Origin of the sequence: Pseudomonas sp. Nvir (genome assembly GCF_963778085.1) — a bacterium.
In the GTDB taxonomy this organism is placed as follows: Bacteria; Pseudomonadota; Gammaproteobacteria; order Pseudomonadales; family Pseudomonadaceae; genus Aquipseudomonas; species Aquipseudomonas juntendi.
Window position 1 is genome coordinate 787,449 of the sequence record NZ_OY970405.1, and the last position, 26,010, is coordinate 813,458.

At 63.2% G+C, this 26,010-nt stretch carries 26 protein-coding genes and 1 tRNA gene; 15 read left to right on the forward strand and 12 right to left on the reverse strand.

What is annotated here, in order from left to right; translation table 11 throughout:
* The first annotated feature begins 214 nt into the window (after window positions 1-214).
* From AACG97_RS03970 to AACG97_RS03985, 4 genes are all read left to right on the forward strand, one after another.
* Complete coding sequence (locus AACG97_RS03970; RefSeq protein ID WP_197886161.1) at window positions 215-2,653, forward strand: Lon protease family protein; 2,439 nt, start codon at window positions 215-217, stop codon at window positions 2,651-2,653.
* 162 nt (window positions 2,654-2,815) lie between these two features.
* Window positions 2,816-3,154, forward strand: coding sequence for a PA4575 family protein (locus tag AACG97_RS03975; RefSeq protein ID WP_009686099.1), 339 nt, complete (start codon window positions 2,816-2,818; stop codon window positions 3,152-3,154).
* A 147-nt stretch (window positions 3,155-3,301) separates the two neighbouring features.
* Window positions 3,302-3,790: a TIGR00645 family protein gene (locus tag AACG97_RS03980; protein ID WP_003247486.1), complete on the forward strand. Its 489-nt coding sequence runs from the start codon at window positions 3,302-3,304 to the stop codon at window positions 3,788-3,790.
* Between the two features lie 127 nt (window positions 3,791-3,917).
* Window positions 3,918-4,535, forward strand: a complete 618-nt coding sequence (locus AACG97_RS03985) for an FKBP-type peptidyl-prolyl cis-trans isomerase (RefSeq protein ID WP_009686101.1) — start codon at window positions 3,918-3,920, stop codon at window positions 4,533-4,535.
* A 113-nt stretch (window positions 4,536-4,648) separates the two neighbouring features.
* Here the strand turns inward: AACG97_RS03985 and AACG97_RS03990 are convergent, their stop codons facing one another.
* The 3 genes from AACG97_RS03990 to AACG97_RS04000 form a co-directional block, all read right to left on the reverse strand.
* Window positions 4,649-4,894: a PA4570 family protein gene (locus AACG97_RS03990; RefSeq protein ID WP_054903906.1), complete on the reverse strand. Its 246-nt coding sequence runs from the start codon at window positions 4,892-4,894 to the stop codon at window positions 4,649-4,651.
* Window positions 4,895-4,977: 83 nt separating this feature from the next.
* Entirely contained in the window at window positions 4,978-5,319 is a 342-nt protein-coding gene (locus AACG97_RS03995) for a zinc ribbon domain-containing protein YjdM (protein ID WP_009686103.1), read from the reverse strand.
* Between the two features lie 167 nt (window positions 5,320-5,486).
* A complete protein-coding gene (locus AACG97_RS04000; protein WP_029884883.1) occupies window positions 5,487-6,455 on the reverse strand; it encodes a polyprenyl synthetase family protein in 969 nt (322 codons plus the stop codon).
* 244 nt (window positions 6,456-6,699) lie between these two features.
* Here AACG97_RS04000 and rplU point away from each other — a divergent pair, with 244 nt between their 5' ends.
* The 5 genes from rplU (at window position 6,700) to AACG97_RS04025 (ending at window position 10,395) form a co-directional block, all read left to right on the forward strand.
* Window positions 6,700-7,014: a 50S ribosomal protein L21 gene (rplU, locus tag AACG97_RS04005; protein ID WP_003247466.1), complete on the forward strand. Its 315-nt coding sequence runs from the start codon at window positions 6,700-6,702 to the stop codon at window positions 7,012-7,014.
* 38 nt (window positions 7,015-7,052) lie between these two features.
* Complete coding sequence (gene rpmA / locus AACG97_RS04010; protein ID WP_003247464.1) at window positions 7,053-7,310, forward strand: 50S ribosomal protein L27; 258 nt, start codon at window positions 7,053-7,055, stop codon at window positions 7,308-7,310.
* Window positions 7,311-7,498: 188 nt separating this feature from the next.
* Window positions 7,499-8,725 carry an Obg family GTPase CgtA gene (gene cgtA, locus AACG97_RS04015; RefSeq protein ID WP_029884881.1) on the forward strand — a complete coding sequence of 409 codons (1,227 nt, stop codon included), beginning with the start codon at window positions 7,499-7,501 and terminating at the stop codon, window positions 8,723-8,725.
* Window positions 8,726-8,810: 85 nt separating this feature from the next.
* Entirely contained in the window at window positions 8,811-9,929 is a 1,119-nt protein-coding gene (proB, locus tag AACG97_RS04020; RefSeq protein WP_009686107.1) for a glutamate 5-kinase, read from the forward strand.
* Between the two features lie 22 nt (window positions 9,930-9,951).
* A complete protein-coding gene (locus tag AACG97_RS04025; protein ID WP_161892746.1) occupies window positions 9,952-10,395 on the forward strand; it encodes a CreA family protein in 444 nt (147 codons plus the stop codon).
* A gap of 111 nt (window positions 10,396-10,506) precedes the next feature.
* Here the strand turns inward: AACG97_RS04025 and AACG97_RS04030 are convergent.
* The 4 genes from AACG97_RS04030 to mksB all read right to left on the reverse strand — a co-directional run bounded on the left by AACG97_RS04030 (window position 10,507) and on the right by mksB (window position 16,787).
* Window positions 10,507-11,867 (reverse strand): IS3 family transposase gene (locus AACG97_RS04030; RefSeq protein ID WP_225786126.1). Its coding sequence is split into 2 segments (ribosomal slippage): window positions 10,507-11,399 and window positions 11,399-11,867, totalling 1,362 coding nucleotides; the frame shifts between segments, so codons are not numbered across the junction.
* A 105-nt stretch (window positions 11,868-11,972) separates the two neighbouring features.
* The gene (mksF, locus tag AACG97_RS04035; RefSeq protein ID WP_197886129.1) at window positions 11,973-14,804 is read right to left on the reverse strand and encodes an Mks condensin complex protein MksF; all 2,832 of its coding nucleotides are present in this window, start codon (window positions 14,802-14,804) and stop codon (window positions 11,973-11,975) included.
* Window positions 14,801-15,508, reverse strand: coding sequence for an Mks condensin complex protein MksE (gene mksE / locus AACG97_RS04040; protein ID WP_009686110.1), 708 nt, complete (start codon window positions 15,506-15,508; stop codon window positions 14,801-14,803). The genes mksF and mksE overlap by 4 nt, the downstream gene beginning before the upstream one ends.
* Window positions 15,498-16,787: an Mks condensin complex protein MksB gene (gene mksB, locus AACG97_RS04045; protein ID WP_009686111.1), complete on the reverse strand. Its 1,290-nt coding sequence runs from the start codon at window positions 16,785-16,787 to the stop codon at window positions 15,498-15,500. The genes mksE and mksB overlap by 11 nt, the downstream gene beginning before the upstream one ends.
* A 458-nt stretch (window positions 16,788-17,245) precedes the next feature.
* Between mksB and AACG97_RS04050 the strand changes: the two genes are divergently transcribed.
* Window positions 17,246-18,031 (forward strand): hypothetical protein, encoded by a 786-nt coding sequence (locus tag AACG97_RS04050; protein WP_029887539.1) that lies wholly within the window; start codon window positions 17,246-17,248, stop codon window positions 18,029-18,031.
* A complete protein-coding gene (gene rimI / locus AACG97_RS04055; RefSeq protein ID WP_029887538.1) occupies window positions 18,028-18,483 on the forward strand; it encodes a ribosomal protein S18-alanine N-acetyltransferase in 456 nt (151 codons plus the stop codon). Before AACG97_RS04050 ends, rimI begins: the two co-directional genes overlap by 4 nt.
* Window positions 18,484-18,510: 27 nt before the next feature.
* Here the strand turns inward: rimI and AACG97_RS04060 are convergent, their stop codons facing one another.
* A complete protein-coding gene (locus AACG97_RS04060; protein ID WP_197886126.1) occupies window positions 18,511-19,428 on the reverse strand; it encodes a LysR substrate-binding domain-containing protein in 918 nt (305 codons plus the stop codon).
* A 187-nt stretch (window positions 19,429-19,615) separates the two neighbouring features.
* Here AACG97_RS04060 and AACG97_RS04065 point away from each other — a divergent pair, with 187 nt between their 5' ends.
* Window positions 19,616-20,230, forward strand: a complete 615-nt coding sequence (locus tag AACG97_RS04065) for a LysE family translocator (protein ID WP_144187550.1) — start codon at window positions 19,616-19,618, stop codon at window positions 20,228-20,230.
* Between the two features lie 106 nt (window positions 20,231-20,336).
* On the opposite strand, the gene AACG97_RS04070 is transcribed toward AACG97_RS04065, so the two are convergent.
* A tRNA-Met gene (locus AACG97_RS04070) sits at window positions 20,337-20,413 on the reverse strand.
* Between the two features lie 95 nt (window positions 20,414-20,508).
* Window positions 20,509-21,432 (reverse strand): FecR family protein, encoded by a 924-nt coding sequence (locus AACG97_RS04075; RefSeq protein ID WP_225786175.1) that lies wholly within the window; start codon window positions 21,430-21,432, stop codon window positions 20,509-20,511.
* Window positions 21,433-21,623: 191 nt separating this feature from the next.
* Between AACG97_RS04075 and AACG97_RS04080 the strand changes: the two genes are divergently transcribed.
* The 3 genes from AACG97_RS04080 (at window position 21,624) to AACG97_RS04090 (ending at window position 24,323) form a co-directional block, all read left to right on the forward strand.
* Entirely contained in the window at window positions 21,624-22,838 is a 1,215-nt protein-coding gene (locus tag AACG97_RS04080) for an MFS transporter (RefSeq protein WP_009686117.1), read from the forward strand.
* Window positions 22,839-22,944: 106 nt separating this feature from the next.
* Entirely contained in the window at window positions 22,945-23,082 is a 138-nt protein-coding gene (locus tag AACG97_RS04085) for a hypothetical protein (protein ID WP_165944152.1), read from the forward strand.
* Between the two features lie 83 nt (window positions 23,083-23,165).
* Complete coding sequence (locus AACG97_RS04090; RefSeq protein WP_338463389.1) at window positions 23,166-24,323, forward strand: MFS transporter; 1,158 nt, start codon at window positions 23,166-23,168, stop codon at window positions 24,321-24,323.
* Between the two features lie 73 nt (window positions 24,324-24,396).
* Here AACG97_RS04090 and AACG97_RS04095 read toward each other — a convergent pair whose 3' ends face one another.
* A complete protein-coding gene (locus AACG97_RS04095; RefSeq protein WP_047149690.1) occupies window positions 24,397-25,347 on the reverse strand; it encodes a FecR domain-containing protein in 951 nt (316 codons plus the stop codon).
* A complete protein-coding gene (locus AACG97_RS04100) occupies window positions 25,340-25,855 on the reverse strand; it encodes a sigma-70 family RNA polymerase sigma factor (RefSeq protein ID WP_225786174.1) in 516 nt (171 codons plus the stop codon). The genes AACG97_RS04095 and AACG97_RS04100 overlap by 8 nt, the downstream gene beginning before the upstream one ends.
* Window positions 25,856-26,010: the final 155 nt, after the last annotated feature.

Consider the following 26,010-nt stretch of genomic DNA (forward strand, 5'->3'; position numbering starts at 1 on the left):
TCGGTTGCCAGGTCGGGAAAGCATTTCACCCACCCGCGCAGCTTGGAGTTTAGGCACGATCTAAAGGTTGCGTTGTTGATTGCGAAAAATTTGCTGTTCGAATACCTGCTCTGGCGGTGAGGTGCGGCGATATAAAGTCCCCGGGAGCCTTGCAAGGCGCGCGCGGGCAGCGCCAGAATGCTGCGTATCTGCCCCGCCGAAGTAAGGAAACCCAATGCCCGATCCTGTCGCTGCGCGCCTGCGTCTTGCGCCTGAAGCCCTGACCCGGCGTTTCTCACCCGAGCAGTTTGCCTTTACCAATACCGACGATCTGGAGCCGTTTCGCGGAGTCCTGGGCCAGGAGCGTGCTGTCGAGGCCCTGCAGTTCGGCGTGGCCATGCCACGCCCTGGTTACAACGTGTACGTGATGGGCGAGCCCGGCACCGGGCGTTTCTCGTTCGTCAAACGCTACCTCAAGGCCGAAGGCAAACGCCAGCAGACCCCGGCCGACTGGGTATACGTCAACCACTTCGACGACACCCGCGAGCCGCGGGCACTGGAGCTGCCGTCCGGCACCGCCACCGAGTTCATCGCCGACATGGGCGGGCTGATCGACAACCTGCTGGCCACCTTCCCGGCGGTGTTCGAGCACCCGTCGTACCAGCAGAAGAAGGGCGCCATCGACCGCGCCTTCAACCAGCGCTATGACCGCGCCCTGGATGTGATCGAGCGGGCGTCGCTGGAGAAGGACGTGGCCTTGTACCGCGACTCCAGCAACGTCGCCTTTACCCCCATGGCCGATGGCAAGGCGCTGGACGAAGCGGAATTCGCCCAGTTGCCGGAAGAGGTGCGCGAGCAGTTCCACGAAGACATCGCCCAGCTCGAAGAGCAGCTGAACGAGGAGTTGGCCAGCCTGCCGCAATGGAAGCGCGAGTCGAACAACCAGTTGCGCCAGCTGAACGAAGAAACCATCACCCTGGCCTTGCAACCGCTGCTGGCGCCGCTTTCGGAAAAGTACGCCGAGAACGCCGCGGTCTGCGCCTACCTGCAATCGGTGCAATTGAACCTGCTGCGCACCGTGGTCGAGCAACTGGTTGATGACAGCAAGACCGACGCCGTTGCCCGCAAGCTGCTGGAAGAGCAATACGCGCCAAGCCTGGTCGTGGGCCACTACGCCAACGGTGGCGCACCGGTGGTGTTCGAGCCGCATCCGACCTACGACAACCTGTTTGGCCGCATCGAATACAGCACCGACCAGGGCGCGCTGTATACCTCGTATCGCCAGTTGCGCCCGGGGGCGCTGCACCGGGCCAATGGCGGCTTCCTGATCCTCGAAGCCGAGAAGATGCTGGGCGAACCTTTCGTGTGGGACGCGCTCAAGCGTGCGCTGCAATCGCGCAAGCTGAAAATGGAATCGCCGATCGGTGAGCTGGGCCGGGTGGCTACTGTCAGCCTGCAGCCGCAGATGATCCCGCTCAATGTCAAGCTGGTGATCATCGGCTCGCGGCAGCTGTATTACGCACTGCAGGACCACGACTCGGACTTCCAGGAGATGTTCCGCGTGCTGGTCGACTTCGACGAAGACATGCCCATGGTCGACGAGAACCTGGAGCAATTCGCCCAGCTGTTGCGCACCCGCACCAACGAAGAAGGCATGGCGCCGCTGACCAGCGATGCGGTGGCGCGCCTGGCCACGTTCAGCGCACGCCTGGCGGAGAACCAGTCGCGCTTGTCGGCCCGTATCGGCGACCTGTTCCAGCTGGTCAGCGAAGCCGACTTCATCCGCAAGCTGGCCGGTGACGAAATGACTGACGCCGGCCATATCGAGCGGGCGCTCAAGGCCAAGGCCACTCGTACCGGCCGGGTATCGCAGCGGGTACTGGACGACATGCTTGCCGGCATCATCCTGATCGACACTGAGGGTGCGGCGATTGGCAAGTGCAACGGGCTGACGGTGCTGGAAGTCGGCGATTCGGCGTTCGGCATGCCGGCACGTATTTCGGCCACGGTATACCCGGGCGGCAGCGGTATCGTCGACATCGAGCGAGAGGTCAACCTGGGCCAGCCGATCCACTCCAAGGGGGTGATGATCCTCACCGGTTATCTGGGCAGCCGCTACGCCCAGGAATTCCCGTTGGCGATTTCCGCGAGTATCGCCCTGGAGCAGTCCTACGGCTATGTCGACGGTGACAGCGCCTCGCTGGGCGAGGCGTGCACGCTGATCTCGGCCTTGTCGCGTACACCGCTCAAGCAGTGCTTCGCCATTACTGGCTCGATCAACCAGTTTGGTGAAGTGCAGGCCGTGGGTGGGGTGAACGAGAAAATCGAGGGCTTCTTCCGGCTGTGCGAAGCCCGTGGCCTGACGGGCGAGCAGGGGGTCATCATCCCGCGTGCCAACGTGGCTACCCTGATGCTGGACGAGCGTGTGTTGCAGGCTGTGGAAAACGGCATGTTCCACGTCTACGCCGTCAGCCAGGCCGACGAGGCGCTCAGCCTGCTGGTGGGCGAAGAGGCCGGCGTGCTGGATGACAAGGGCCAGTTCACCGAGGGCAGTGTCAACGCCCGGGTGGTGGAGCGCCTACGTGAAATTGCCGAGATGATCAGCGAGGAAGAGATCGAAAAGGCGGAAAAGGAGCGCCTTGAGGAAGTCATCGCTCAGGCCAAGCCCGCCTAAGTCAATAAACCGGCGCTGGCGGCCATGTGCTACCGTTCAGCGCCGGTTTTCCAACTTTCTGTTTTGCTCTTCTATGCTGGAACTTAAGGAAGGAACAGCGTTCAGGATGGAAACAGCCTGAGGGTTTCAGGCTGAACAAGGCTCATTGGAGGGGACGCGGCCATGCGCAACCTCAGCCTCACACGCCAGTGCCTGGGCCTGGTGACCCGCATCGAATGCAGCATCCGCCCATTGGCCGGCGACACCGGCATGTGGACCTTGCTGTTCGCCGCCGGCATGGCCGGTGAACAACCCTCTGCAATCAAGGCCCAGGGGCCGTTCCATGGGCCAATGGTGGCCGAGTCGGTGCTGCATGCCATCGTCGACAGCCTGACCCTGCACGGGTACCAAGTGGCAGAAGACCCGCAGATCTGGTGCTTGCACCTGCAGGCGCAGCTGCGCCGGATCAACGGCGAGCGCTGCCGGAACCTGGGGGACTACCAGTTCCATCCGGAGACCTGAGCGAGCGCTAGGGCCGCTTTGCGGGCCCATCGCGACGCAAGGCCGCCCTACAGGGGGGCGTGGTCGCCTGGATCGGGCTTTTGCTGCAACAGGTGGCTGGCTATACTCGCCGTCGCTTTTTTAGTCACCTGATGAGTCCCGAACTTCATGGAACGTATCCTCGAAAACGCGATGTATGCCTCGCGCTGGCTGCTCGCCCCGATCTACTTCGGCCTGTCACTCGGCCTGCTGGCCCTGGCGCTGAAATTTTTCCAGGAAGTGGTCCACGTCCTGCCCAACGTCTTCGCCCTCAGTGAAGCCGACCTGATCCTGGTGATCCTGTCGCTGATCGACATGTCGCTGGTGGGCGGCCTGCTGGTGATGGTGATGATTTCCGGCTACGAGAACTTCGTCTCGCAACTGGACATCGACGAAAGCAAGGAAAAGCTCAACTGGCTGGGCAAAATGGACTCTTCGTCGCTGAAGATGAAGGTGGCCGCATCGATCGTGGCCATTTCGTCCATTCACCTGCTGCGAGTGTTCATGGACGCACAGAACATCTCCACCGACTACCTGATGTGGTACGTGATCATTCACATGACCTTCGTGGTTTCGGCGTTCTGCATGGGCTACCTGGACAAGCTGACCAAGCACTGAGTTGTACAGGGCTGTTCGCGCGCGCAGCCTTCGGCCTGGTAGCTGCTCGCGGCGGCCCAGTGTGCTAGGCTGCTCGCCCTTTTCATCAAGGGCGCGGCTGCACTGCGCCCTGCAGTGGAGCACGACAATGTCCGAACTCAACCTGTCCACCGACGAAACCCGCGTCAGCTACGGCATTGGCCGTCAGCTGGGCGGCCAGCTGCGGGACAACCCACCACCAGGCGTCAGCCTGGAAGCGATCCTGGCCGGCCTGACCGACGCTTTCAACGGCGCCGACAGCCGCGTCAGCGAAGCCGACCTGTCGGCCAGCTTCAAGGTCATCCGCGAAGTGATGCAAGCCGAAGCGGCGGCCAAGGCCGAAGCCGCTGCTGCCGCGGGCAAGGAATTCCTGGTCGAGAACGCCAAGCGTGACGGCATCACGACCCTGGCTTCCGGTCTGCAGTTCGAAGTGCTGACTGCCGGCGACGGCGCCAAGCCAAGCCGTGAAGACAACGTGCGCACGCACTACCACGGCACCCTGATCGACGGCACTGTGTTCGACAGCTCCTACGAGCGTGGCCAGCCGGCTGAATTCCCGGTCGGCGGCGTGATCGCTGGCTGGACCGAAGCCCTGCAGCTGATGAACGCAGGCAGCAAATGGCGCCTGTACGTGCCGAGCGAGCTGGCTTACGGCGCCCAAGGCGTGGGCAGCATCCCGCCACACAGCGTGCTGGTGTTCGACGTCGAGCTGCTCGACGTTCTGTAAGATCGCCGGGGCCGCTTTGCGGCCCATTCGCGGGCTTGCCCGCTCTCACAGGTGTCGCGTTAGCAGTACTTGTGGGAGCTGGCTTGCCAGCGATGAGGCCGGGCCTGAAAACCTCAGTTCCAGTCTGTTCCCGTAGGGCGCAACGCCCGCGCATAGCAGAACAGAAACAGATTCCGCACCAACTCCTTCAATACCCCCGGTTCACTCGAATTCAACCCGCTCATGTCCAGGTCGCCCTGGTCACGCAGTTCGTCGAGGGCTTCTGCTTCGAGTACCGCGCACACTTCGCCGGTTTCCCGATGAAGAATGCGCAGGTAAGGGTGAGGGCGGTCCAGCCAGGCGTCGATCAGATAAGTCATGGCTACTCTCCTTGGAAATCGATTCCAATGAGAATAATTCTTATTATCAGAATAGCAAGCGCCAATTGGCGGAATTCATGTAATCAGACTTTGCGAACGAACTCGGACTTCAGCTTCATAGCGCCGATGCCGTCGATCTTGCAGTCGATGTCGTGGTCGCCATCGCACAGCCGGATGTTCTTGACCTTGGTGCCGACCTTGACCACCAGGGATGAACCCTTGACCTTCAGGTCCTTGATCACGGTAACGGTGTCGCCATCCTGCAGGATGTTGCCGACCGAATCCTTTTTCACCACCTCGTCGCTGGCGGCCTCGGCATCGCCGCTGGCCGACCACTCGTGGGCGCATTCAGGGCAGATCAGCTGAGTGCCATCCTCATAGGTGTATTCGGAATTGCATTTCGGGCAGGGTGGCAGAGTGCTCACTTCGGTTCCTCAAACAAACAGACGGGCGGTAGAAAGCCCGCATTGTAAAAGGTATTTTTCCAGAAGGGATTATGTCCGGACAAAAGCAACCGCGGGCTTGCCCTCTCCCACAGTGTCGGTATCAACCTGTGGAAGCGGGCAAGCCCGCGAAGAAGCGGCTCGGTCTGTCAGTGCGTGCGCGCGACTGCAAACTCGCTCAGCTCAACCAGCGCATCGCGGTACTCGCTGGCCGGCAGCACCTCAAGGCATGCAATGGCGCGCTTCACGTAATCACGAGCCAGCTCTGCGGTGTACTGCAGCGCACCCGATTCCTCGACTGCCACGCGAATCTGCTCGAGGTCTTCCAGGCCGCCCTTCTGAATGGCCTGGCGCACCAGCGCAGCCTGTTCGGCAGTGCCTTCGCGCATGGTATAGATCAGCGGCAGGGTAGGCTTGCCTTCGGCCAGGTCGTCGCCAACGTTCTTGCCCAGCGTCTGCGAGTCGCCCTTGTAGTCCAGCAGGTCGTCGACCAGCTGGAAGGCCACGCCCAGGTGGTCGCCAAAGGTTCGCAGGGCTTCGCGCTGCGCGTCCGTGGCTTCGGCCAGCGCCGCGGCGCTGTGGGTGGAAGCTTCGAACAGCATGGCCGTCTTGCCCCGGATGACCTCCATGTAGACTTCCTCGGTGGTGCTGGCGTCGCGTACCCGCGACAGCTGCAGCACCTCACCCTCGGCGATCACCCGGGTGGCCTTGGACAGGATCTGCATGACCGGCATCGAGCCCAGCTCGACCATCATTTCGAACGAGCGCGAATAAAGGAAGTCACCCACCAGCACGCTCGGCGCGTTACCCCACAGGGCATTGGCGGTGGAACGCCCGCGGCGCATGCCGGACATGTCGACCACATCGTCGTGCAGCAGGGTGGCGGTGTGCAGGAACTCGATGGTGGCAGCCAGCAGGCGCAGGTCGTCGCCTTCACGGCCCAGGGCCTTGCCACACAGCAGGACCAGCAGGGGGCGCAGGCGCTTGCCGCCGGCGGACGTGATATAGTCGCCGATCTTCGATACCAGCGGCACGCGCGAGGTCAGCTGCTTCTTGATGATCTCGTCGACGGCGCTGAAATCATCAGCTACCGCGCGGTAGAAGGTTTGGGGTTGCATCGGCTGCTCCAGTGAGGTTGCGCGGCATGCTAGGTCGCAGGTCCCGGTGTGTCAAGGCGCGGTGCCAGCTGGCCGGGGGCGGCACTTGCAAGCAAAACCGTGGTTGCGTACAATCGCGCACCCTAACTTCCTGGGCAGCACCTGCCTTACGCAATTGCGCCGGGCCGTTCCAGCCCTGTGCAGCCATGCCAGCCAATACTCATCATATAAAGCGCTGGGTGAGCAGGATTATCGGAGAAATACCATGTCTTACGCAGTAATCGTTACCGGCGGCAAGCAGTACAAAGTCGCTGAAGGTGAATTCCTCAAGATCGAAAAACTGGAAGTCGCCACTGGCGAATCCGTGACTTTCGATCGCGTCCTGCTGGTCGCCAACGGTGAAGAAGTCACCATCGGTGCTCCAGTTGTTGCTGGCGCTAAAGTAGTGGCCGAAGTCGTTTCGCAAGGCCGCCACGACAAGGTTCGCATCATCAAGTTCCGTCGTCGTAAGCACCACATGAAGCGTATGGGCCACCGCCAGTGGTTCACCGAGATCAAAATCACCGGCATCCAGGCTTAATCCCCTAGATCCCCTGAATTTATTTGGAGAATTGAACCATGGCTCACAAGAAGGCTGGTGGTAGTACTCGTAACGGTCGCGACTCAGAATCGAAACGCCTTGGCGTGAAGATGTATGGCGGCCAGGTTATCAAGCCAGGCAACATCATCGTCCGTCAGCGCGGCACCGAATTCCACGCTGGCTACGGCGTTGGCATGGGCAAGGATCACACCTTGTTCGCCAAGATCGAAGGCGTGATCAAGTTCGAGAAGAAAGGCGAGTTCATGCGCCGTTACGTGAGCATCGTCGCCGCTTAATCGCGACGTCGCTCCAGAAGCCCCGTCATGCGACGGGGCTTTTTCGTTTGTGGTGAGCCTCTTGCAAAGCTGTTTGTCTGGGTTGCCGGCGTTGGTTTCTACGGTCGTACGGGGCCGCCGCGCTCATTTTTGCAAGAGCCTCATGTTTTTGAGTCATTCAGCTCGTCTGCCGACGAGAGGCGGTTTTAATGAAGTTTGTTGACGAAGTATCTATTCGGGTCAAGGCCGGTGACGGCGGCAACGGTTGCATGAGCTTCCGTCGCGAGAAGTTCATCGAGAACGGTGGCCCCAATGGTGGGGATGGCGGTGACGGCGGCTCGGTGTACATGGTTGCCGACGAAAACCTGAACACCCTGGTCGACTACCGCTACACCCGTCACCACGAAGCCCAGCGCGGCGCCAACGGCGGCAGCACCGACTGCACCGGCAAGAAGGGTGAAGACCTGTTCCTGCGTGTGCCGGTCGGTACTACCGTGATCGATGCTTCCACCCAGGAAGTGATCGGTGACCTGGTCACCCCGGGGCAGAAACTGATGGTCGCCCAAGGCGGCTGGCACGGCCTGGGCAACACGCGCTTCAAGTCCAGTACCAACCGGGCACCGCGCCAGACCACCCCAGGCAAGCCGGGTGAGCAGCGTGACCTGAAGATGGAAATGAAGGTGTTGGCCGACGTGGGCCTGCTGGGCCTGCCAAACGCCGGCAAAAGCACCTTCATTCGCTCGGTTTCGGCCGCCAAGCCGAAAGTGGCCGATTACCCGTTCACCACCCTGGTGCCGAACCTGGGTGTGGTCAGCGTCGACCGCTGGAAGAGCTTCGTCATCGCCGACATCCCCGGCCTGATCGAAGGTGCTTCCGATGGCGCCGGCCTGGGTATCCGCTTCCTCAAGCACCTGGCCCGCACCCGCGTGCTGCTGCACCTGGTGGACATCGCGCCGCTGGACGAGAGCAGCCCTGCCGACGCAGCCGAAGTGATCGTCAACGAGCTGACCCGCTTCAGCCCGTCGCTGGCCGAGCGTGAGCGCTGGCTGGTGCTGAACAAGGCCGACATGGTCATGGACGACGAGCGCGACGCACGCGTGCAGGAAGTGGTCGAGCGCCTGCAGTGGGACGGTCCGGTCTACGTGATTTCGGCCATCTCCAAGCAGGGCACCGAAAAGCTCAGCCACGACCTGATGCGCTACCTCGAAGACCGCGCCGACCGCCTGGCCAACGACCCGGCCTACGCCGAAGAGCTGGCCGACCTCGACCAGCGCATCGAAGACGAAGCCCGTGCCCAGCTGCAGGCCCTGGACGACGCCCGCACCCTGCGTCGCACCGGCGTCAAGAGCGTGCACGACATCGGCGACGATGACGGTTGGGACGATGATTTCGAGGACGACGAAGACGGCCCGGAAATCATTTACGTGCGCGACTGACCGGTTGCAGTACACTAAACGCCGCTCTCTGGAGCGGCGTTTTTGTATCCACGGTATCTACAGATTCGACATAGGTTGGAAGAAGATGCGAAGCAAGGTGACGGGCGCCAAGCGCTGGGTCGTGAAGATTGGCAGTGCTCTGCTGACCGCCGATGGCAAGGGCCTCGACCGCGGGGCCATGGCCGTTTGGGTCGAGCAGATGGTCGCGCTGCGTGAGGCGGGCGTGGAGTTGGTACTGGTGTCCTCCGGGGCCGTTGCTGCCGGCATGAGCCAGCTGGGCTGGACCTCGCGACCGAGCGCGATGAACGAGCTGCAGGCCGCTGCGTCGATCGGCCAGATGCGCCTGGTGCAGGCCTGGGAGTCGAGCTTCGGCGAGCACGGCAAGCACACCGCGCAGATCCTGCTGACCCATGACGACCTGTCCGACCGCAAGCGTTACCTGAACGCCCGCAGCACCCTGCGTACCCTGGTCGACCTGGGTGTGGTGCCCGTCATCAACGAAAACGACACCGTGGTCACCGACGAAATCCGTTTCGGCGACAACGATACTCTGGCGGCGCTGGTGGCCAACCTGGTCGAGGCCGACCTGTTGGTGATCCTTACCGACCGTGATGGCATGTTCGACGCCGACCCGCGCAACAACCCCGAGGCCCAGCTGATCTACGAAGCCCGTGCCGACGACCCGGCGCTGGATGCCGTGGCCGGCGGCACCGGTGGCGCGCTGGGCCGTGGCGGCATGCAGACCAAGCTGCGCGCCGCGCGCCTGGCGGCCCGCTCGGGTGCCCACACCATCATTATCGGTGGCCGCATCGAGCGCGTGCTCGACCGCCTGAAGGCTGGCGAGCGTCTGGGGACCTTGCTGTCACCCGAGCGCGGCATGCTCGCGGCGCGCAAGCAGTGGCTGGCTGGGCACTTGCAAACCCGTGGCACCCTGGTGCTGGATGCCGGTGCCGTGCAGGCGCTGCGCCAGGCCAACAAGAGCCTGCTGCCGGTGGGGGTGAAAACCGTGCAAGGCAGTTTCCGCCGTGGCGAGATGGTGGTGTGCGTCGGCCCGGACGGTGCAGAGGTCGCCCGTGGCCTGGCCAACTACAGCGCCCTGGAGGCGCAGAAGATCATTGGCCAGCCTTCGGATGCCATCGAGAGCACCTTGGGCTACATAGCGGAGCCAGAACTGGTGCACCGCGACAACCTGGTTCTGGTCTGAGGGTTTGGCTGTGTTGAAAAGGATGATTGCCGTTGCCGCTTTGGCCTTGCCCATGCTGGCCGGGGCTGAGGAAATCGGCCAGGTGTCCACCGTGTTCAAGTTCCTTGGGCCGAACGACCGCATCGTGGTGGAAGCATTCGACGACCCCAAGGTCGAAGGTGTGACTTGCTACCTGTCGCGGGCCAAGACGGGCGGGGTGAAAGGCGGGCTGGGCCTTGCCGAAGATCGGGCGGAGGCCTCCATCGCCTGCCGCCAGGTCGGGCCGATCAGCTTCAAGGGTGAGCTCAAGGATGGCGAGGAGGTGTTCAAGGAGCGCACCTCGCTGGTGTTCAAGACCATGCAGGTGGTGCGCTTCCTCGACAAGAAGCGCAATACCCTGGTGTACCTGGTGTACAGCGACCGCATCGTCGAGGGCAGCCCGCAGAATGCGGTGACGGCGATTCCGATCTTGCCTTGGGCGCAGTGATCGCCTGGTAGATGGCCGGGAGGCCTTTGGCCTCCATCGCGACGCAAGGCCGCTCCCACAAAGGTCCTGCATATGCCGGTCAATGGACTGCCCCCAATAAGTTGGACAGTTTCAGCTAGCAGCCCCTGCAGCATGAGCTCTGTATTTCACAGGGCTCATGCCATTGAGCTTTAGCTTGATGCGGTCATGGTTGTAGTAGTGGATGTACTCATCCAGACCGGCTTTCAGTTCTTCAACGCTCTTGAAGCGCTGCGGGTAGAAAAATTCGGACTTAAGCGTACCAAAAAAGCTCTCCATAGCCGCATTATCCAAGCAGTTTCCTTTACGTGACATGCTCTGCTTCACCCCTTGCTCGGCCAGCTTGTGGCGGTACTGCGAGTGTTGGTAGTGCCAGCCTTGATCCGAGTGGAGTACCAGTTTCGGCTTGTTTCCCAGGCGCTTGAAGGCCTTGCCCAGCATGTTGGTGACCAGCCCAAGGCATGGCCTGCTGGCCACTTCGTAGGCCACAATTTCGGCGTTGTACAAGTCCATCACGGGGGAGAGGTAGACTTTTTCCTGAGCCACTTTGAACTCGGTCACATCGGTCACCCACTTCTGATTCGGGCGCTGCGCGATAAAGTTTCGCTCCAGCAGGTTGGGCGCGATGGTGCCGACGACACCCTTGTACGACCGATATTTTTTCGGCCGCACGAGTGAGCGAAGATCAAGCTCGATCATCAAACGCTCCACCACTTTTTTGTTAACCAAGGTCCCGCCATTGCGGATCACGATCGCAACGCGCCGGTAACCGTAAAGCCCTTTTTCCTCGTGATAGACACGCTGAATCATCTGCTTCAGAGCAGCATGCTTATCAGGTTTGGCCTGCGCTTGAAGCTGGTAATAGAACGTACTGCGCGGCAGATCCGCCAACTCCAGAACAGCGGCCAAGGGAAACCTGTCCTTGAGCGCAGACACGATCAGGGTTTTTTGGGCTGCCTTCGCTCCTGCTTCTTCAACTCTTCCAGCTTTTTTAGGTAAGCGTTCTCCATGCGCAGCCATTCAAGCTCAGCCAGCAACTGGTCGCGGCTTTTATCGGTGTCATCAGAGGTTGTGGGTTTGATGGGGTAAGGCTTTTTCGACATGGCAGCAGGTTTTCTTCTCTTGGGAGCAGGCGAAGCCGGACTTCCACTGTAGTACTGCCGCGCCCAAATGCCTATCTGCGAAGACTGACCAAGACCGAAATGGGCGGCGGTCTGGCGCAAGGAAAGCTGATGCTTGTGCATGTACTCAAGGACTGAGCGCTTATAGGTCGCACTGTACCGCTGGCCTGGTTTACGCAGACTGAACTGGCCATGTTTCTGGAAGCTGGAGACCCAGCGCCGCAGCAGGCTGAAGTCCACTGCAAGTCGCTGGGCTACTTTTCGGAAACCTTCACCACCCTCCAGGTAGGCATGAACGGCGGTAAGCTTGAATTGGTCTGAGTACTTGCTCATATGGACACCCCAAGAAATTGGATTGGTGTCCAACTTCTTGGGGGCAGTCCACAATGTGGGAGCGGCCTTGTGTCGCGAAAGGGCCGCAAAGCGGCCCCAGGTTCCTCAGGCCAACTCTTCGGCCTGATCCTCACGCACAACCGCTTTCACCTCATCCAAGCGGCTGATGAACTTCCAGTCCGCCTCGTCGATGTAGATGCCATTCGGCCCGCTGCCACCTTCCAGGTCGATCGCCACACGTGCCGATACCTGGGGCTTTACGCTCGCCAGAATCGGCACGAAGCCCAGCTGCAGGCTGGTTTCCAGCAGTGCCGCCTGGTTGCGCTCGTCGATGTCGGCCGCTTCGTCCAGGTAGTACGGCAGGCGAATACGGCCGGCCAGGTCGCGGTCCATCAGGTGCAGCAACAGGTACATGTTGGTCAGCGCCTTGATGGTCATGGTGGTGCCGTTGGACGCCGCACCATCGATGTCGGCATGGATGACCGGCTGGCCGTTGACCTTGGTGATCTCGAACGCCAGCTCGAACAGGTCCTTCAAACCCAGTTGGTTGTGGTTGGCCGCCACCAGGCGCGCCAGGTACTCCTTGGCCTCTTCGTTCTTGTTGTCCTGCTCGGCGCTCTGGGTCAGGTCGAATACCGACAGGGTTTCGCCTTCCTCGTACTGGCCGGCACTGTGGATGATCTGGTCGATATGCTTGAGCGCTTCCTTGTTCGGCGCCAGCACCACGCGGAAGCTTTCCAGGTTGGATACCTGGCGCTTGTTGATCTCGCGGTTGAACAGCGCCAGCTGGTGCTCGAGGCTGTCGTAGTCGCTGCGGATGTTGCGCAGGGTGCGGGCGATGTCGGTCACCGCCGCGCGGCGCGCCTTGGCCAGGGTCAGGGCTTCGTCGGTGCGGTGCGCATAGGCGTTCACCAGCAATTGCAGGCGGCGCTCCATGTCGTCTTCACTGTCGAACTTGGCCACGCCTTTCAGGCGCACCTGGGCATACAGTGCCTCGATCTGGTTATCGACGCGCTGCAGGCTCTGCCAGCTGTCCTGGTAGTCGTTGAGCAGCGGCAGCAGGTTGTCCATCGAATCGTCGATGGCTTCCATGAAAGGCGTACCGTAGGGCAGGTCGGCCGGCAGCAGTTGGCGGCGGCGCAGGGCGTCTTCCAGGGTGCGCTGCTTGGACTCCAGGTCGCCGAGCTGGCGGCCGACCAGCTGCAGCTTGGCCGACAGTTGCTGGACGCGTTCGGTGAACGCGTCGCTGGAGCGCTTGAGCTCGTCCTGGGCGGCTTCCAGTTGCGACAGTTGCTCGAGTTTTTCCGGCTCTTCGGCAGCGAGGGTCTGGCTGCGGCGGTAGTCTTCCAGGGCCTTCTGGGCGTCCAGCACTTCCTTATACAGGGTTTCGGTCTGGGCCTTGGAGGCAGAGCGGTCGGCGGCTACGGCCTGCTGGGTCTTGAGCTGTTTCAGCTCTTTCTCCAGGCGCTCTTTCTGATCGCGCAGGGCGGCGCGGTCGGCCAGGGCCTGCAGGGCCGGCGGGTCGATGTTGGTCAGGTCGATGGCCAGGCCCGGCGCCTCGAAACGCTCGCCCTTGAAGCCGTCGAGCACCGCTTCCAGCGATTTTACCCACAGGTCGCTGTCGTCCAGCTCGATGCCGCGCTCGCCCAGTGGCAGGCTGAACAGCGCACCGTTGAACAGGCGCATCAGGCGGTCGACGTCCTGCTGCGAGAACTCTTCGCGCAGGCGCGCATAGCTGTTGTTGTCGGCATGGTCGAGCTGCTGCTTGACCTGCTTCAGGCGCTTTTCCAGGTCGCGCACACGCTCGTCGAGGTCTTCGGCGCTGAACTGCCGCGACTGGGCCAGGGCACCGGCCAGTTCGTCGTGCGCGTCCTTGGCTGCCAGCAGTTGCTGCTCCAGCACCTTCACGTCATCGACCAGCGCAAAGCGGTGCTTGAGGACCGACAGCTCACCCAGCCAGCGCTGGATACCGGTGATTTCGCGCTCCAGGCGCATCAGCTCCTGGGTGCCGCCGCGCTGGTCGTTCTGCAGGCGGTCCTGCTCGCCACGGTAGTGCTCGGCCTGGATCACCAGCTCTTCCTTGCGCGCCATGGCGTATTCCTGCCATGTGCCCAGCAAGGTGTCGAGCACCGGGGAAATGCGGTGCAGCTTGCCGCGCAGGATGTCACGCTGGGCCACGCCGCCCGCCAGCGCCTCGACCAGCGGGCCGGCCGCGACCAGGGCGTTGTAGTCCTGTTCCATGCGGCGTACGTCGCGGAAGGCCTCTTCGCAGGCGGCGATGTAGTCGACGCTGCCCGAGCGCAGGCTGTGCTCGAAGGCATCGAGGAACAGTTGCTTGAGCTTGGCCGCAGTGATTTCGCGCATGTGCAGCAGGTTGATGAACAGTGCGCGGAAGGTTTTCAGGCTTTGCTCGCTGGTGGAGCGCAGCGGGATCATGGTCAGGTCCAGCGGCACCGACGTGTGGCCGCCGACAAGCAGCCGGCGCAGCTCGTCGGGCTTGACCTCGTAAGCCTTTATGCCCAGGCGCTCGAGGTTGGTGAAGAGCTCTTTCTGGCGCAGGCAGGTGTCGTTCTTCTGGTAGTGGGCCAGATCCAGTTCGCCCTTGTAGGCGAAGAACTGGTGACCGAAACCACCGCCCGGCCCGCGGCCGACCACGCCAATCACGTGGGGGCCATGGGGCAGGCTCAGTTCGCAGAGAATGTAGGAGGTGTCGCTGGCAAAGTAGAAGCGGCGCGACTGCTCGAGGCTGTACTTGCCGAAGCTCATGTCTGACATGCGTGCCAGGATCGGGAACTGCAGCGCGTTGATCGACGCCGATTTGCCCAGGTTGTTGGCGCCGTAGACCGACAGCGGGTGCTCCAGCGGGAACAGGCCAAGGCTGTAGCCTGCAGTGTTGAGCAGTGCAAAGCGGCGGATGCCGTAGCGTTCCTGGCTCATGCGTCAATCTCCTGTTGCTCTTCGCGGATGGCCCGGGCCAGGGCGTCCTCTTCGCTTTCCTCGCCCTCGAACGGCGTGAGGTCCAGCGGGTCGTCGGTGCGGTTGAGTTCTTCGGGGCTTTCTTCCTCGACCAATACCGGGGTCGGCAGCGGCAGGTCGCTGTGCAGCGTGGCGGCCAGGTCGCGGTCCTGCTGCACCGACAGGCACACGTCGAGGAAACGGTGCATGGGCGGCAGGAAGCGGTAGATGCCGCCTTCTTCGTGGGCGAAGCCCAGCTGGGTCATGCGCCGCAGGATCTTCTCTTCAAGCTCGTCGACGGTCTGCACCTCGGCCTGCAGGAACAGGTCGCGGTACTTGTCCAGCAACGAGGGCAGCTCGTCGCGGCCGATACTGCCGCCGTCCAGCACTGCCATGGGGTCGCGGCCCTGGTCCGCCAGGTGCTCGACCAGGATGAAGGTGAACAGCGACAGGCGTTGCGCGGTCTTGTTGACCTGCGCGGCGGTCATGTCCGGCACGAAGTAGTAGAAACCACGGGTGTCGCACACCAGCTCGAAGCCCAGGGCCTTGAACAGGGTGCGATATTGGTCCTGGAAGTTCGACAGCTGAGCGTACAGCTCGGGGTCGCGACGGCTGATGTGGAAGCCTTTGAACAGCTCGCGGAAGATCGGCGCGAGCTGGGACAGTTCGGAAAGATCAAGATGCATGGGCTGGGCTCGCGTTGGGGTCGGTAGGCGCGCTGTTGGCGTCTTCGCGGCTGGAGGTCAGGGCGAACGAGCGCAGGCTGACCAAGTGTTCCTGGGTGGTGTACTCGCGCCGGTCCAGGCGTTCGCGCTTGAAGCGCTTTTCCCGCGACAGGCGCGAGAACCAGTACAGCAACTCGTCGGTGGCGCCTTCGGGCTCCTGCTCCAGCAGCCAGACCATCAGGTCGGGCAGGGGCAGCGCCTGTTCGCAACGTTCGGCCATTTCCTTGACCGTGCGTGGGGCGCGGGGCAGGGCACCGGACTGCGTCTTGTGGGCCTTGGGGAAGCGCGCCGGCTTGGGCTCGAAGCGGGCCAGGGCGTACACGTAGGCTTCGACCTGGCTGGCACTGCCGAGGAAGGTGCTTTGCGGGCGGGTGAACATCGGCATGGCCGCTTGCGGCACGGCATCCAGGCCCTTGCGCCGGATCACCGACAGGGCCAGTGCGGCGCCACGGGTCACGGCGTTGTGCCGACGGGCTTCTTCGCGCAGCGGCAACAGCAGTTCGCGGGCGTGGCGCAGGGTGAGCTGAGCGTTGGTCTGCATCTCCAGGATGCGCGCATGGGTGCGCAGCAGCATGTCGTCATCGACCAGGTGGCCCAGGCGCGCCTGTTCGCCCAGCAGCTTGAGCAGCACGGTCTCGACCTTGCGCACGCCTTGCTCGAAGGCGCCGTCGGCGTTGACCAGCTGGATCATCGGCTCGACGTACTCGTCCCAGGTGGCCAGGACCTCGGCATAGCGCTGGCGCAGCGGGATCTGGCGGTTGCTGGTCTTGGCCCGTTCGGCCACGGCCACCAGCGCCTGCTCGTCGTTGTCGAGCTTTTTGAGCACATCGCGCACGCGCATGTCGAGCAGGCGCAGCTGGCGCGCCAGGTCGTCGCTGTCGCGGTTGTCGAAGGCGTCCTGGATGTGCCCCGCAAGGCGTTCCAGGTGGCGCAGGTAGGCTTCGATCTCCAGGCACAGGCCCAGCCGGTGCTCGCGGCGCAGGTAGGCGAGAAAGTCGTGTATCTGCGCATTGAGCTCGAAACGGTTCGGGCTTTTGGCCACCGGGACCAGGATGTCCAGGCGGATCCACACGTCGAGCAGCTGGGTGATGTCCTGCGGGGTGCTTTCTACTTGCTGGCGGGCCACATGCTGGCGCAGCTCGACCAGGCTCAGGGTGCCCTGGTCGAAACGCTCGCACAGCGGCTCGATCAGGGCCCAGTGTTCGGCTAGGGCGCGCAGGACGCGCTTGGGTTCGATCATTGGCTTCGACTCGTTGCCAAGAAAAAGGGGCGATTGTACTGCATCCGGGGGGCAGGGTTTCACCCCTTGGTCTGTAATGGGGGGATAACCTCATGTCACATGGGTGTATGGCGTGGTTTTTGTGGTGGCAGTGAGATCGAGCGCCGCCCGCGCGGCGCATCGCGACGCAAGGCCGCTCCTACATCTGTTTCGGGCCAATTACTCCTGAGTCCTTGGCGCGCGCACCCTGGGTGTATGACTGGAAACTGTAGAAAAGCAGCAGCGCCCCCTTCGATATCGAAGGGGGCAAGCAAGGCGGGCAGCGATGACTTCACAGGAGCGACTGGCCAGAAACAGATGTAGGAGCGGCCTTGCGTCGCGATGCGCCGCGCGGGCGGCGCTCGGTCTGATAGACGCTGCAAAAACCAAGGCGTACACGTTAGAATGCCCAACTGCCTCCCCCCCTCGGACCCTGCCCCTTGCTCACCGAACCCCGCCGCCGCGCCTTCCTTTCCGCCATGCAAGTGGTGCACTGGCTGCCGCGCGCCGAATTGCCGTTCGCTGCGCCGTCGCGCCCCGAGTTGCTGCTGCCGGTGGCCCCGGTCGAGGACCTCGACTTCGATGTGCGGCCGGCCCCCCCTGGCAACGAAAAGCCAATCGCGCCCCAGGCGCGCTCCGCCGAGCGGCCCAAAATCGAGATCCCGCGGCCCGGCAGTGGGCCCAAGCCGGCGGTCAAGGCGGTCGAGGCCGAGGCGCAACCCGCACCACCAAGGCCGGCGCCGGTGCCACCGCCACGTTTCGCGCTGCAGTTGCTGCGCGCCGGCAGTTGCCTGCTGCTGGTCGAGCTGGCCACCGGCCAGCCGTTCCAGAGCCGCGACCCTTCCTACCTGCTGCTCAAGGACATGCTGCGCGCCGCCGGGCTACCCGATGCACCGCAGATCATCGGCGAGCCGGTGCGCTGGCCGTTGCTGGTACGCGGCAACATGGACCAGGGCCCGGAGGCGGCGCGTGATTTTGTCCAGGGCTTTGTCCAGGCGCGCCTGGAAGACGCGCCGTGCACCTGCCTCTGGCTGGTGGGCCTGCCAGCGGTGCGCTTTGCCGCCAACGCCGACGCCCAGGCCTATTACCAAACCCTGAAGCTCGACGGCCTGGGCGATGCCTGGGTCTTGCCGGGCCTTGAACTGTTGATGGACGAGCCGCAGCGCAAGGCGGACGTCTGGAAAGCCATGCGCCAGCTGATGGCGCGCTGGAAGAGCGTTGAATGAGTGACTCGATCAGTTTTCGCCCGATGACCGAGGCGGATCTGGATGCCGTACTTAAGATCGAATATGCCGCGTTCAGCCACCCCTGGACCCGCGGGATTTTCCAGGATGCGCTCAAATCCTACGAAGTCTGGCTGATGTTCGATGGCGAGCAGCAAGTGGGCCATGGGGTGATCAACGTGATCATCGACGAAGCGCACCTGCTCAACATTACCGTCAAACCCGAGAACCAAGGCTGCGGCCTGGGCCTGCGCCTGCTGGAGCACCTGATGGCCCGCGCCTACCAGCTAAATGGCCGCGAATGCTTCCTGGAAGTGCGCGCCAGCAACCAGTCGGCCTACCGCTTGTACGAGCGCTACGGCTTCAATGAAATCGGCCGTCGCCGTGACTATTACCCCGTGGCGGGTGGCCGTGAAGATGCCCTGGTGATGGCTTGTACCCTGCTTGAAGACTGACCCTGCGTGCTGCCTGGTTAACATCGCCTAGCGCGGCTGGCCCGGCAACGGCGGTGCCGGGGCGTCAGGCTGCAACAAGCCCAAATGAGCCAGACAGGCGTGGCACTCTTCCATGACCCAGCCTGTGAAGCGCTGGCGCTTGCCACCATCGTTCAACGGCTGGGGGCTGAGCAGGTGGTAGGCCGAGCCATCGCGGATAAACCCGAACGGCGCCTGCAACTGCCCGCTGTCGAGTTCGTCGCGCACCATCAAGGCAGAGGCCATGGCCACGCCCAAACCGGCGCTGGCGGCCTGGATCGACAGATAGAAATGCTCGTAGTCACTGCGTTCGCAGTGCCGTGCCCGTTGGCCGCTGAGGCGCAGCCAGGTGGGCCAGGCAGCGGGGCGGGTGGTGCTGTGCAGCAGGCGTTGGCCGTCGAGCCGGAACCCGGCGCTGGGGCGGCACACCGGGCCGACCCACTCATCGCAGACCTTCTGGTTGAACAACTGGTTACCCCAATGGAAGTCGTCACGGCGGATGGCCAGGTCGACGCCGCCGCGGGCGAAGTCCAGCGGACCGCCAGCGGCTACCAGGTGCAACTGCAGGTCGGGGTGGGCTGCATGGAAACGCGGCAGCCGCGGGATCAGCCAGCGCATGGCGATGGTCGGTTCGCAGGACAGCACCAGCACATTGTCACGGGCCTGGTGTTGCAAGCGCTGCACGGCGCCTTCCAGTTGTTCGAAGATCGCCTGGGTGGTGCCGTGCAGCGCGCGGCCGGCGGCGGTGAGAAAAATGGCCCGGTTGCGGCGTTCGAACAGTTCTACGCCAAGGCTTTCTTCGAGCAAGCGCACTTGCCGGCTGACGGCGCCGTGGGTGACGTGCAGGTGTTCGGCGGCGCGCACGAAGCTTTCGCTTTGGGCGGCGATGTCGAAGTAGCGGAAGGCGTTGAGTGGGGGCAGTTTCATGGCAGTTCTCCAAGCCGGCACTGCAGCGTTGGGCAGCCTGCACAATCACACGCTGGCTGGAGCAGGCGCTAGGTATCTGTGACTGAAACTATCAGATTTACGCCACGATAAATCGATTTTCCCTGCACCGTAAGCTTCCGATAATTCTCGGTCTGTGCATTTTCATCGCCTATCGAGGGCTATCCCCATGACCGAACTCGTCGCCGTCGCCGTATTCACCCTGCTCGCCGTCATCAGCCCCGGTGCCGACTTCGCCATGGTGACCCGCAGCAGTTATGCACAAGGCCGCAAGGCCGGGCTGGCTGCCGCAGTGGGGATCGCCTTGGGGGTCCAGGTGCACGTGCTATACACGGTACTGGGCATTGCCGTGATCATCAGCCAGAGCCCGATGCTGTTCCTGGCCATGAAGGTGGTGGGCGCCGGGTATCTGATCTACCTGGGGTACAAGTCGGTCACCAATACCCGGCGCATCAGCCTTGAGGGTGGGGCGCCTAACAGTGCCTCGGTGCTGCAAGCCCTGCGCACGGGGTTTTTGACCAACGCACTGAACCCCAAGACCATGTTGTTCGTGGTCAGTGCCTACACCCAGGTCGTGCAACCGGGCAGCTCGTTGCAGCTGGCATTTGCCTATGGTGCGTTCATGTCGTTCGCGCACTGGCTGTGGTTCAGCCTGGTCGCGGTGTTTTTTTCCAGCACTGCCTTGCGCAAGGCCATGATCGACCGCCAAGTGCTGGTGGACCAGGTGATCGGCGTGGCGCTGATCGGGCTCGGGTTGACTGTGGCAGTGAGCGGCATCCGCTGACGCCCAAGGGGCAAGAAGGAGTAGCAGCCCCGGGGCTGCTTTAGATGCGGCAGTTCTCGCAGGCAAAGAAAAAGGGCTTACCTTGCGGTAAGCCCTTCGTCTTGTTTGGTGGCTACACAGGGACTTGAACCCCGGACCCCAGCATTATGAATGCTATGCTCTAACCAACTGAGCTATGTAGCCGATGGCGCGCATTATTCTCTTGAACGCCCCCCCTGTCAACACTCATTTCAAAAAAAATTTGCACGCTTTCAAAAACTTAGCGGCCAGGGCCGGTTCTAGCGCACCACAAGCCAGTGCCCGAGCACGCCTTGTAGCTGCAGATGCTGGGTGGCGGCCAGGGATTGCAGGGTTTTCCCGGCGCGGTCGAGGTTGAAATCGCCGCTTACACGGCGATGGGCCAGTTGTTCATCCATAAGCCATACCCGCTGGCCCTGGTAGCTGGCCAGGCGCTCCAGCACCTGCCCCAGCGGCATGTCGCTGGCCTTCAGGTAGCCGCTGCGCCAACTGTCTACGGTTTTCAGGTCCGCTGGGCGTACCGTGCCGATGCGCGTGTCATCGAAGGTTACCCGTTCACCTGTCGAGACCAGGCGCTGCTCACCCCCCCGCACGACCATGGCCTTGCCACTGATGACCACCAGTTCGTCATGGTCGGCATGGCGGGTGACCTGCAGACGGGTGCCGAACACCTCGATGCGTGCGTTACCCACTGCCACCTCCAGGGCGCGCCCATCGAGCGCCACCTGCAGGTACACCTGGCCCTGTACCAGATGCAGCTGGCGGGTACGGCCGCGCAGATCCACGTTCATCGCACTGGCGCTGTCCAGGCTCAAGGTCGTGCCATCGGCCAGGCGCGTGCTGCGCCGCTCGCCCACATCGGTGTGCAGCTCGCTGGCCAGGCGCTGCATCCACGGCCAGTAAAGGTAGGTAGCGGCGGCCAGGCCCAGGAGAAAGCACAGCGCCACCCATTTGCCCAGGTGACTGCGGCGCTCGCTTGGCGGCCGTGGGCGAGGGCGGGCGGGTGAGGGCTGCACCTGCTGCCAGAAACGCTCCAGCTCGGCATAGGCCTGGGCGTTTTCAGCGGCTTGGCACCAGGCCGCGAAGGCCCGGCGCTGGGCGTCGTCACAGTTGGGGTGGCGCAACGCCGAGAACCACTCGAGCGCTTCCTGCTCGGGGTCGGGTTGCAGCTGTTTGGCGGGCATCGGGCTCATGGGTACGGTCTGCTCGCGAGTGGGGCCAGTGGGCCCAACGATGACAGGAGAAGTAGACAAGGATGCTAATTATATTGAGAACCATTTTCAAGAACGTCGCGACAGAGGGAAAAAAAGGTAGCTATGTATCTATTTGTTTCCCGATAATCGGATCCCAAACCTGAGGACGGAGATTTAGGCAAATGGCCACCAGTAGCGCCTCCACCGCATCCAGCCAGGCACCGGCCAACCAGGCCACGCCGCTGGTGATGCGTATCATCGGTTTCTGCGCGCTGGCGCACCTGATCAACGACCTGATCCAGTCGGTACTGCCGGCGATCTACCCGATGCTCAAGGCCAATTACAACCTGAGCTTCGCCCAGATCGGCATGATCACCCTGACGTTCCAGATCACCGCCTCGCTGTTGCAGCCCTGGGTCGGCTTTTTCACCGACCGTCGGCCGGCACCGAACCTGCTGCCACTGGGCACCTTGTGCACCCTGGTGGGGATCGTGATGCTGGCCTTCGTCGGCAGCTTCCCGATGATCCTGCTGGCGTCGGCACTGGTGGGCATCGGTTCCTCCACCTTCCACCCCGAAACCTCGCGTATCGCGCGGCTGGCCTCCGGCGGGCGCTTCGGCCTGGCCCAGTCAACTTTCCAGGTGGGGGGCAACACCGGTTCGGCGCTGGGCCCGTTGCTGGCGGCGGCCATCGTCATTCCGTTCGGCCAGACCCACGTCGCCTGGTTCGGCCTGGCTGCGTTGTTCTTCCTTGGCGTAACCCTGATGCTGCGTGGCTGGTACAAGGAACACCTTAACCAGGCCAAAGCACGCAAGGCGGTGCAGGCCACCCATGGCATCTCCCGCCAGCGGGTGATCGTGGCGCTGATCGTGTTGGGCTTGCTGGTGTTCTCCAAATACTTCTACATGGCCAGCTTCACCAGCTACTTCACCTTCTACCTGATCGAGAAATTCGCGGTATCGGTAGCCAGCTCGCAGTTGCACCTGTTCCTGTTCCTCGGGGCCGTGGCGGCGGGGACCTTCTTCGGTGGGCCGATCGGTGACCGTATCGGGCGCAAGGCGGTGATCTGGTTCTCGATCCTGGGCGTGACCCCGTTCACCCTGGCGCTGCCCTATGCCGATCTGTTCTGGACCACGGTACTGAGCGTGGTGATCGGCTTCATTCTGGCTTCGGCGTTTTCCGCCATCGTGGTGTATGCGCAGGAGCTCGTGCCGGGCAGCGTGGGCATGATTGCCGGCATCTTCTTCGGCCTGATGTTCGGCTTTGGCGGCATCGGTGCGGCACTGCTGGGGTACGTCGCAGACTTGCGGGGCATCGAATACGTCTATGGCGTCTGTTCGTTCCTGCCGCTGTTCGGATTGCTGGCGGTGTTCCTGCCCAATACCGGCAAGCGCTGATTTCGTCGGGGCCGCTGCATGCGGCGGCCCCTGCCGATTGACGACCGGACTGTCCTTGGCCTAGAGTGCCGCCACTTTCCCCTCCCACCTGCGTAGTAGCCAAGTAATGCGCCGTACCCCGTCACTGCCCAGCGCCCGCCAGCCTGCCCTTCAGGGCTTGCGCCATGCGTGGCCGAGCGACACGGTACTCAAGCGCCGCCGCAGCGTGCTGTTTGCCTTCACCTTCTCGCCACACTTCGCCTGACCTGATCTGCGCGTTCGCGCCGCTGGCCACTTTGGCCTGCGCGCCTGTGTCTGCACGTTTTTCCGGTTTGCAAGGGGTGGTACATGAACATGCGTTTGCTGGCGGGCCTGTTGTTCGCTGTTTCGGTCGTGGGTTTCAGCCTGGGGGCGAGCCTGCCCCTGGTTTCGTTGCGCCTGCATGAAGCAGGGGCGGGCACCCTGGAAATCGGCATCATCTCGGCTATTCCTGCTGCCGGCATGATGCTTTCGGCGTTCCTGGTCGATGCCTGCTGCCGCCACCTCACCCGGCGCACCATCTACCTGCTGTGTTTCAGCCTGTGCACACTCAGCATCGCCCTGCTCGAAGCGGCCTTTGGCTCGCTGTGGCTGCTGGCGCTGCTGCGCCTTGGCCTGGGGCTGGGCATGGGTATCGCCATCATCCTGGGCGAGTCGTGGGTCAACGAACTGTGCCCGGAGCACAACCGCGGCAAGATCATGGCCCTGTATGCCACCAGCTTTACCGGCTTCCAGGTGCTCGGCCCGGCCATGCTGGCAGTACTGGGGGCGGACAGCCCATGGATCACCGGCGTGGTCACCGTTGGCTATGGCCTGGCCTTGCTGTGCATCGTGCTGACGGTGCCCAATGACCATGTGGCGCACGAAGAAGGCGAGAAAAGCTTTGGCCTGGCGGGGTTCTTTCGGGTGGCGCCGGCGTTGTGCATGGCGGTGCTGTTCTTCTCGTTCTTCGACGCCGTGGTGCTGTCGTTGCTGCCGGTATACGCCAGCAGCCATGGCTTCGCCGTGGGTGTGGCGGCGTTGATGGTGACGGTGGTGTTTGCCGGCGACATGTTGTTCCAGCTGCCGCTTGGCTGGCTGGCCGATCGGGTCGAGCGCACCGGGCTGCACCTGGTGTGCGGGCTGGTGGCGATGTCGATCGGTATAGGTTTGCCCTGGTTGCTGGACCTGACGTGGCTGTTGTGGCCGCTGCTGGTGGTGCTGGGGGCGGTGGCGGGGGGGACTGATACCTTGGCGTTGGTGCTGATCGGCCAGCGCTTCAAGGGCCAGGACCTGGTCACCGCCAATGCCAGCGTGGGCCTGCTGTGGGGCGTAGGCAGCCTGGTAGGGCCGTTGGTCAGTGGCGCCGCGATGGGCGTGGCGCCGCATGGCCTGCCAATGGCGCTGGCGCTGATGGCCGGGCTTTTCGTGTGCTTTGCCCGGCAGTCGTTTCGGGCTGCGGGCCGCCTGCGCGCGTTGGCGGACTGACGGCTTCGGGGTTGCTTCGATCATGAATGGCCGCGTTGCGCCCCATCGCGATACAAGGCCGCGCCCGCGCGCGTCAGGCGGCTGCGATGCTGACCCAATACCGGGTATGGTACTCGACCCGCACCGGCAGGCTACGGCTGAGCAGGTGCAGGATGGCGCCGGTGTCGCTCAACTGGAAGGTGCCAGACACCATCAGGCTGGCCACTTCCGGCGCACAGCGCAGCAGGCCCGGGCGATAACGGCCCAGTTCGGCGACAAACTCGCCAAGCGGCATCTGCTGCACGCTGAGTACGCCGTCAGTCCAGCCCCACGGGTCACTGTGCAACGTTACGGCCTGGACACGGCCGTCGCGCCACACCTGCAAGGTCTCGCCCGGCTGCACTTGCCTGCGCAGTGCCGAGGCGGGGAACAGCGTGACCTGGCCACGGCGCACCGCCAGCAGCAGGCCCTGGCGGTTTTCACGCAGCAGCAACTGGCCGTCCAGGGTGACCAGCCGCCCAACCGGCGTTTCGATCAGGAACGGCCGGTGGTCGTTGGCGTTGCTCTCCAGGCTCACTTCACCGCGTAGCAGCGCCAGCTGGCGCTGTTCAACGCTGTAGTCCAGGTCGATGGCGCTGGCAGTGTTCAACTGGATACGGCTGCCGTCGCGCCCCTGCACCTGGCGACGCTCGCCGACAGCGGTGCTGTTGTCGGCCAGCAGCTGAGGTAAACCCAGTGGTTCACGCGCCGCCAGGCCCAGGCTGCCGCCGACGGCCAGCAGCGCCAGCAGCTTGAGGTGGTTGCGTCGGCTGCCACGCTGCTGCTGGCTGCCTTCCAGGGTGCGCCGGCTCAGGTCCTTGGGCAGCCCTGCCAGTTCGTCGCTGAGCAGGCTTACGCGCTGCCAGGCCAGTGGGTGATGCGGGTGGCTGGCCAGCCATTGCTCAAACTGTTGCCGGGTACGCGGGCAGGGGCTGTCGAAGCGCAGCTTCACCAGCCAGTCGATGGCCTGGTCAACCTGGGCTTGGGTGGGGGTGGCATCAGGCATCGGCGTAGCGCAACCTGTAGCAGACACCCAGGGCGCTGGCCAGGTCGCGCTCGATGGTCGCGCGCGACACGTGCAGCTGTCGGGCGATCTGGACAATGCTCAAACCGTCCAGCTGGGCCAGCAGGAAGGCCTGGCGCGCCCGCGGTTTGAGCTGATGCAGGGCGCGGTCCAGGCGCGCCAGGGTATCGAGGATGAGTAACCGGGCCTCTTCGCTGGGCGCTTCGGTTTCTGGCACCTGGGCCAGGCTCTGCTGGTAAGCCCGCTCCAGTGCGCGTCGGCGGAACTGGTCGATCATCAAGCCGCGGGCAATGCTGCTCAGGTAGGCGCGCGGTTCTTTCAACGGCGATGCCTGGCGCGCGCGCAATACCCGCACGAAGGTATCCTGGGCCAGATCGGCCGCATGTTCACTGCACCCCACACGGCTGCGCAGCCAGCCACGCAGCCAGGCATGGTGGGACTGGTAGAGCAGAGCGACCTCGGCCGGTTTGAGCGTGTCGTTGATCTGCATCGTTGCCAAGGCCGGTCCCATGAGGTGTGCGAATGTGAACAGTTCTCAATTCTATGCGCGGAGGATGGCGCGGGGCAATGGTGGGCCAGGAATTAGCCGCGCAAGAACCGGCGTTCCCCCGATGAACGGCTGCGCTAAGCTGCACCTGCACTCGA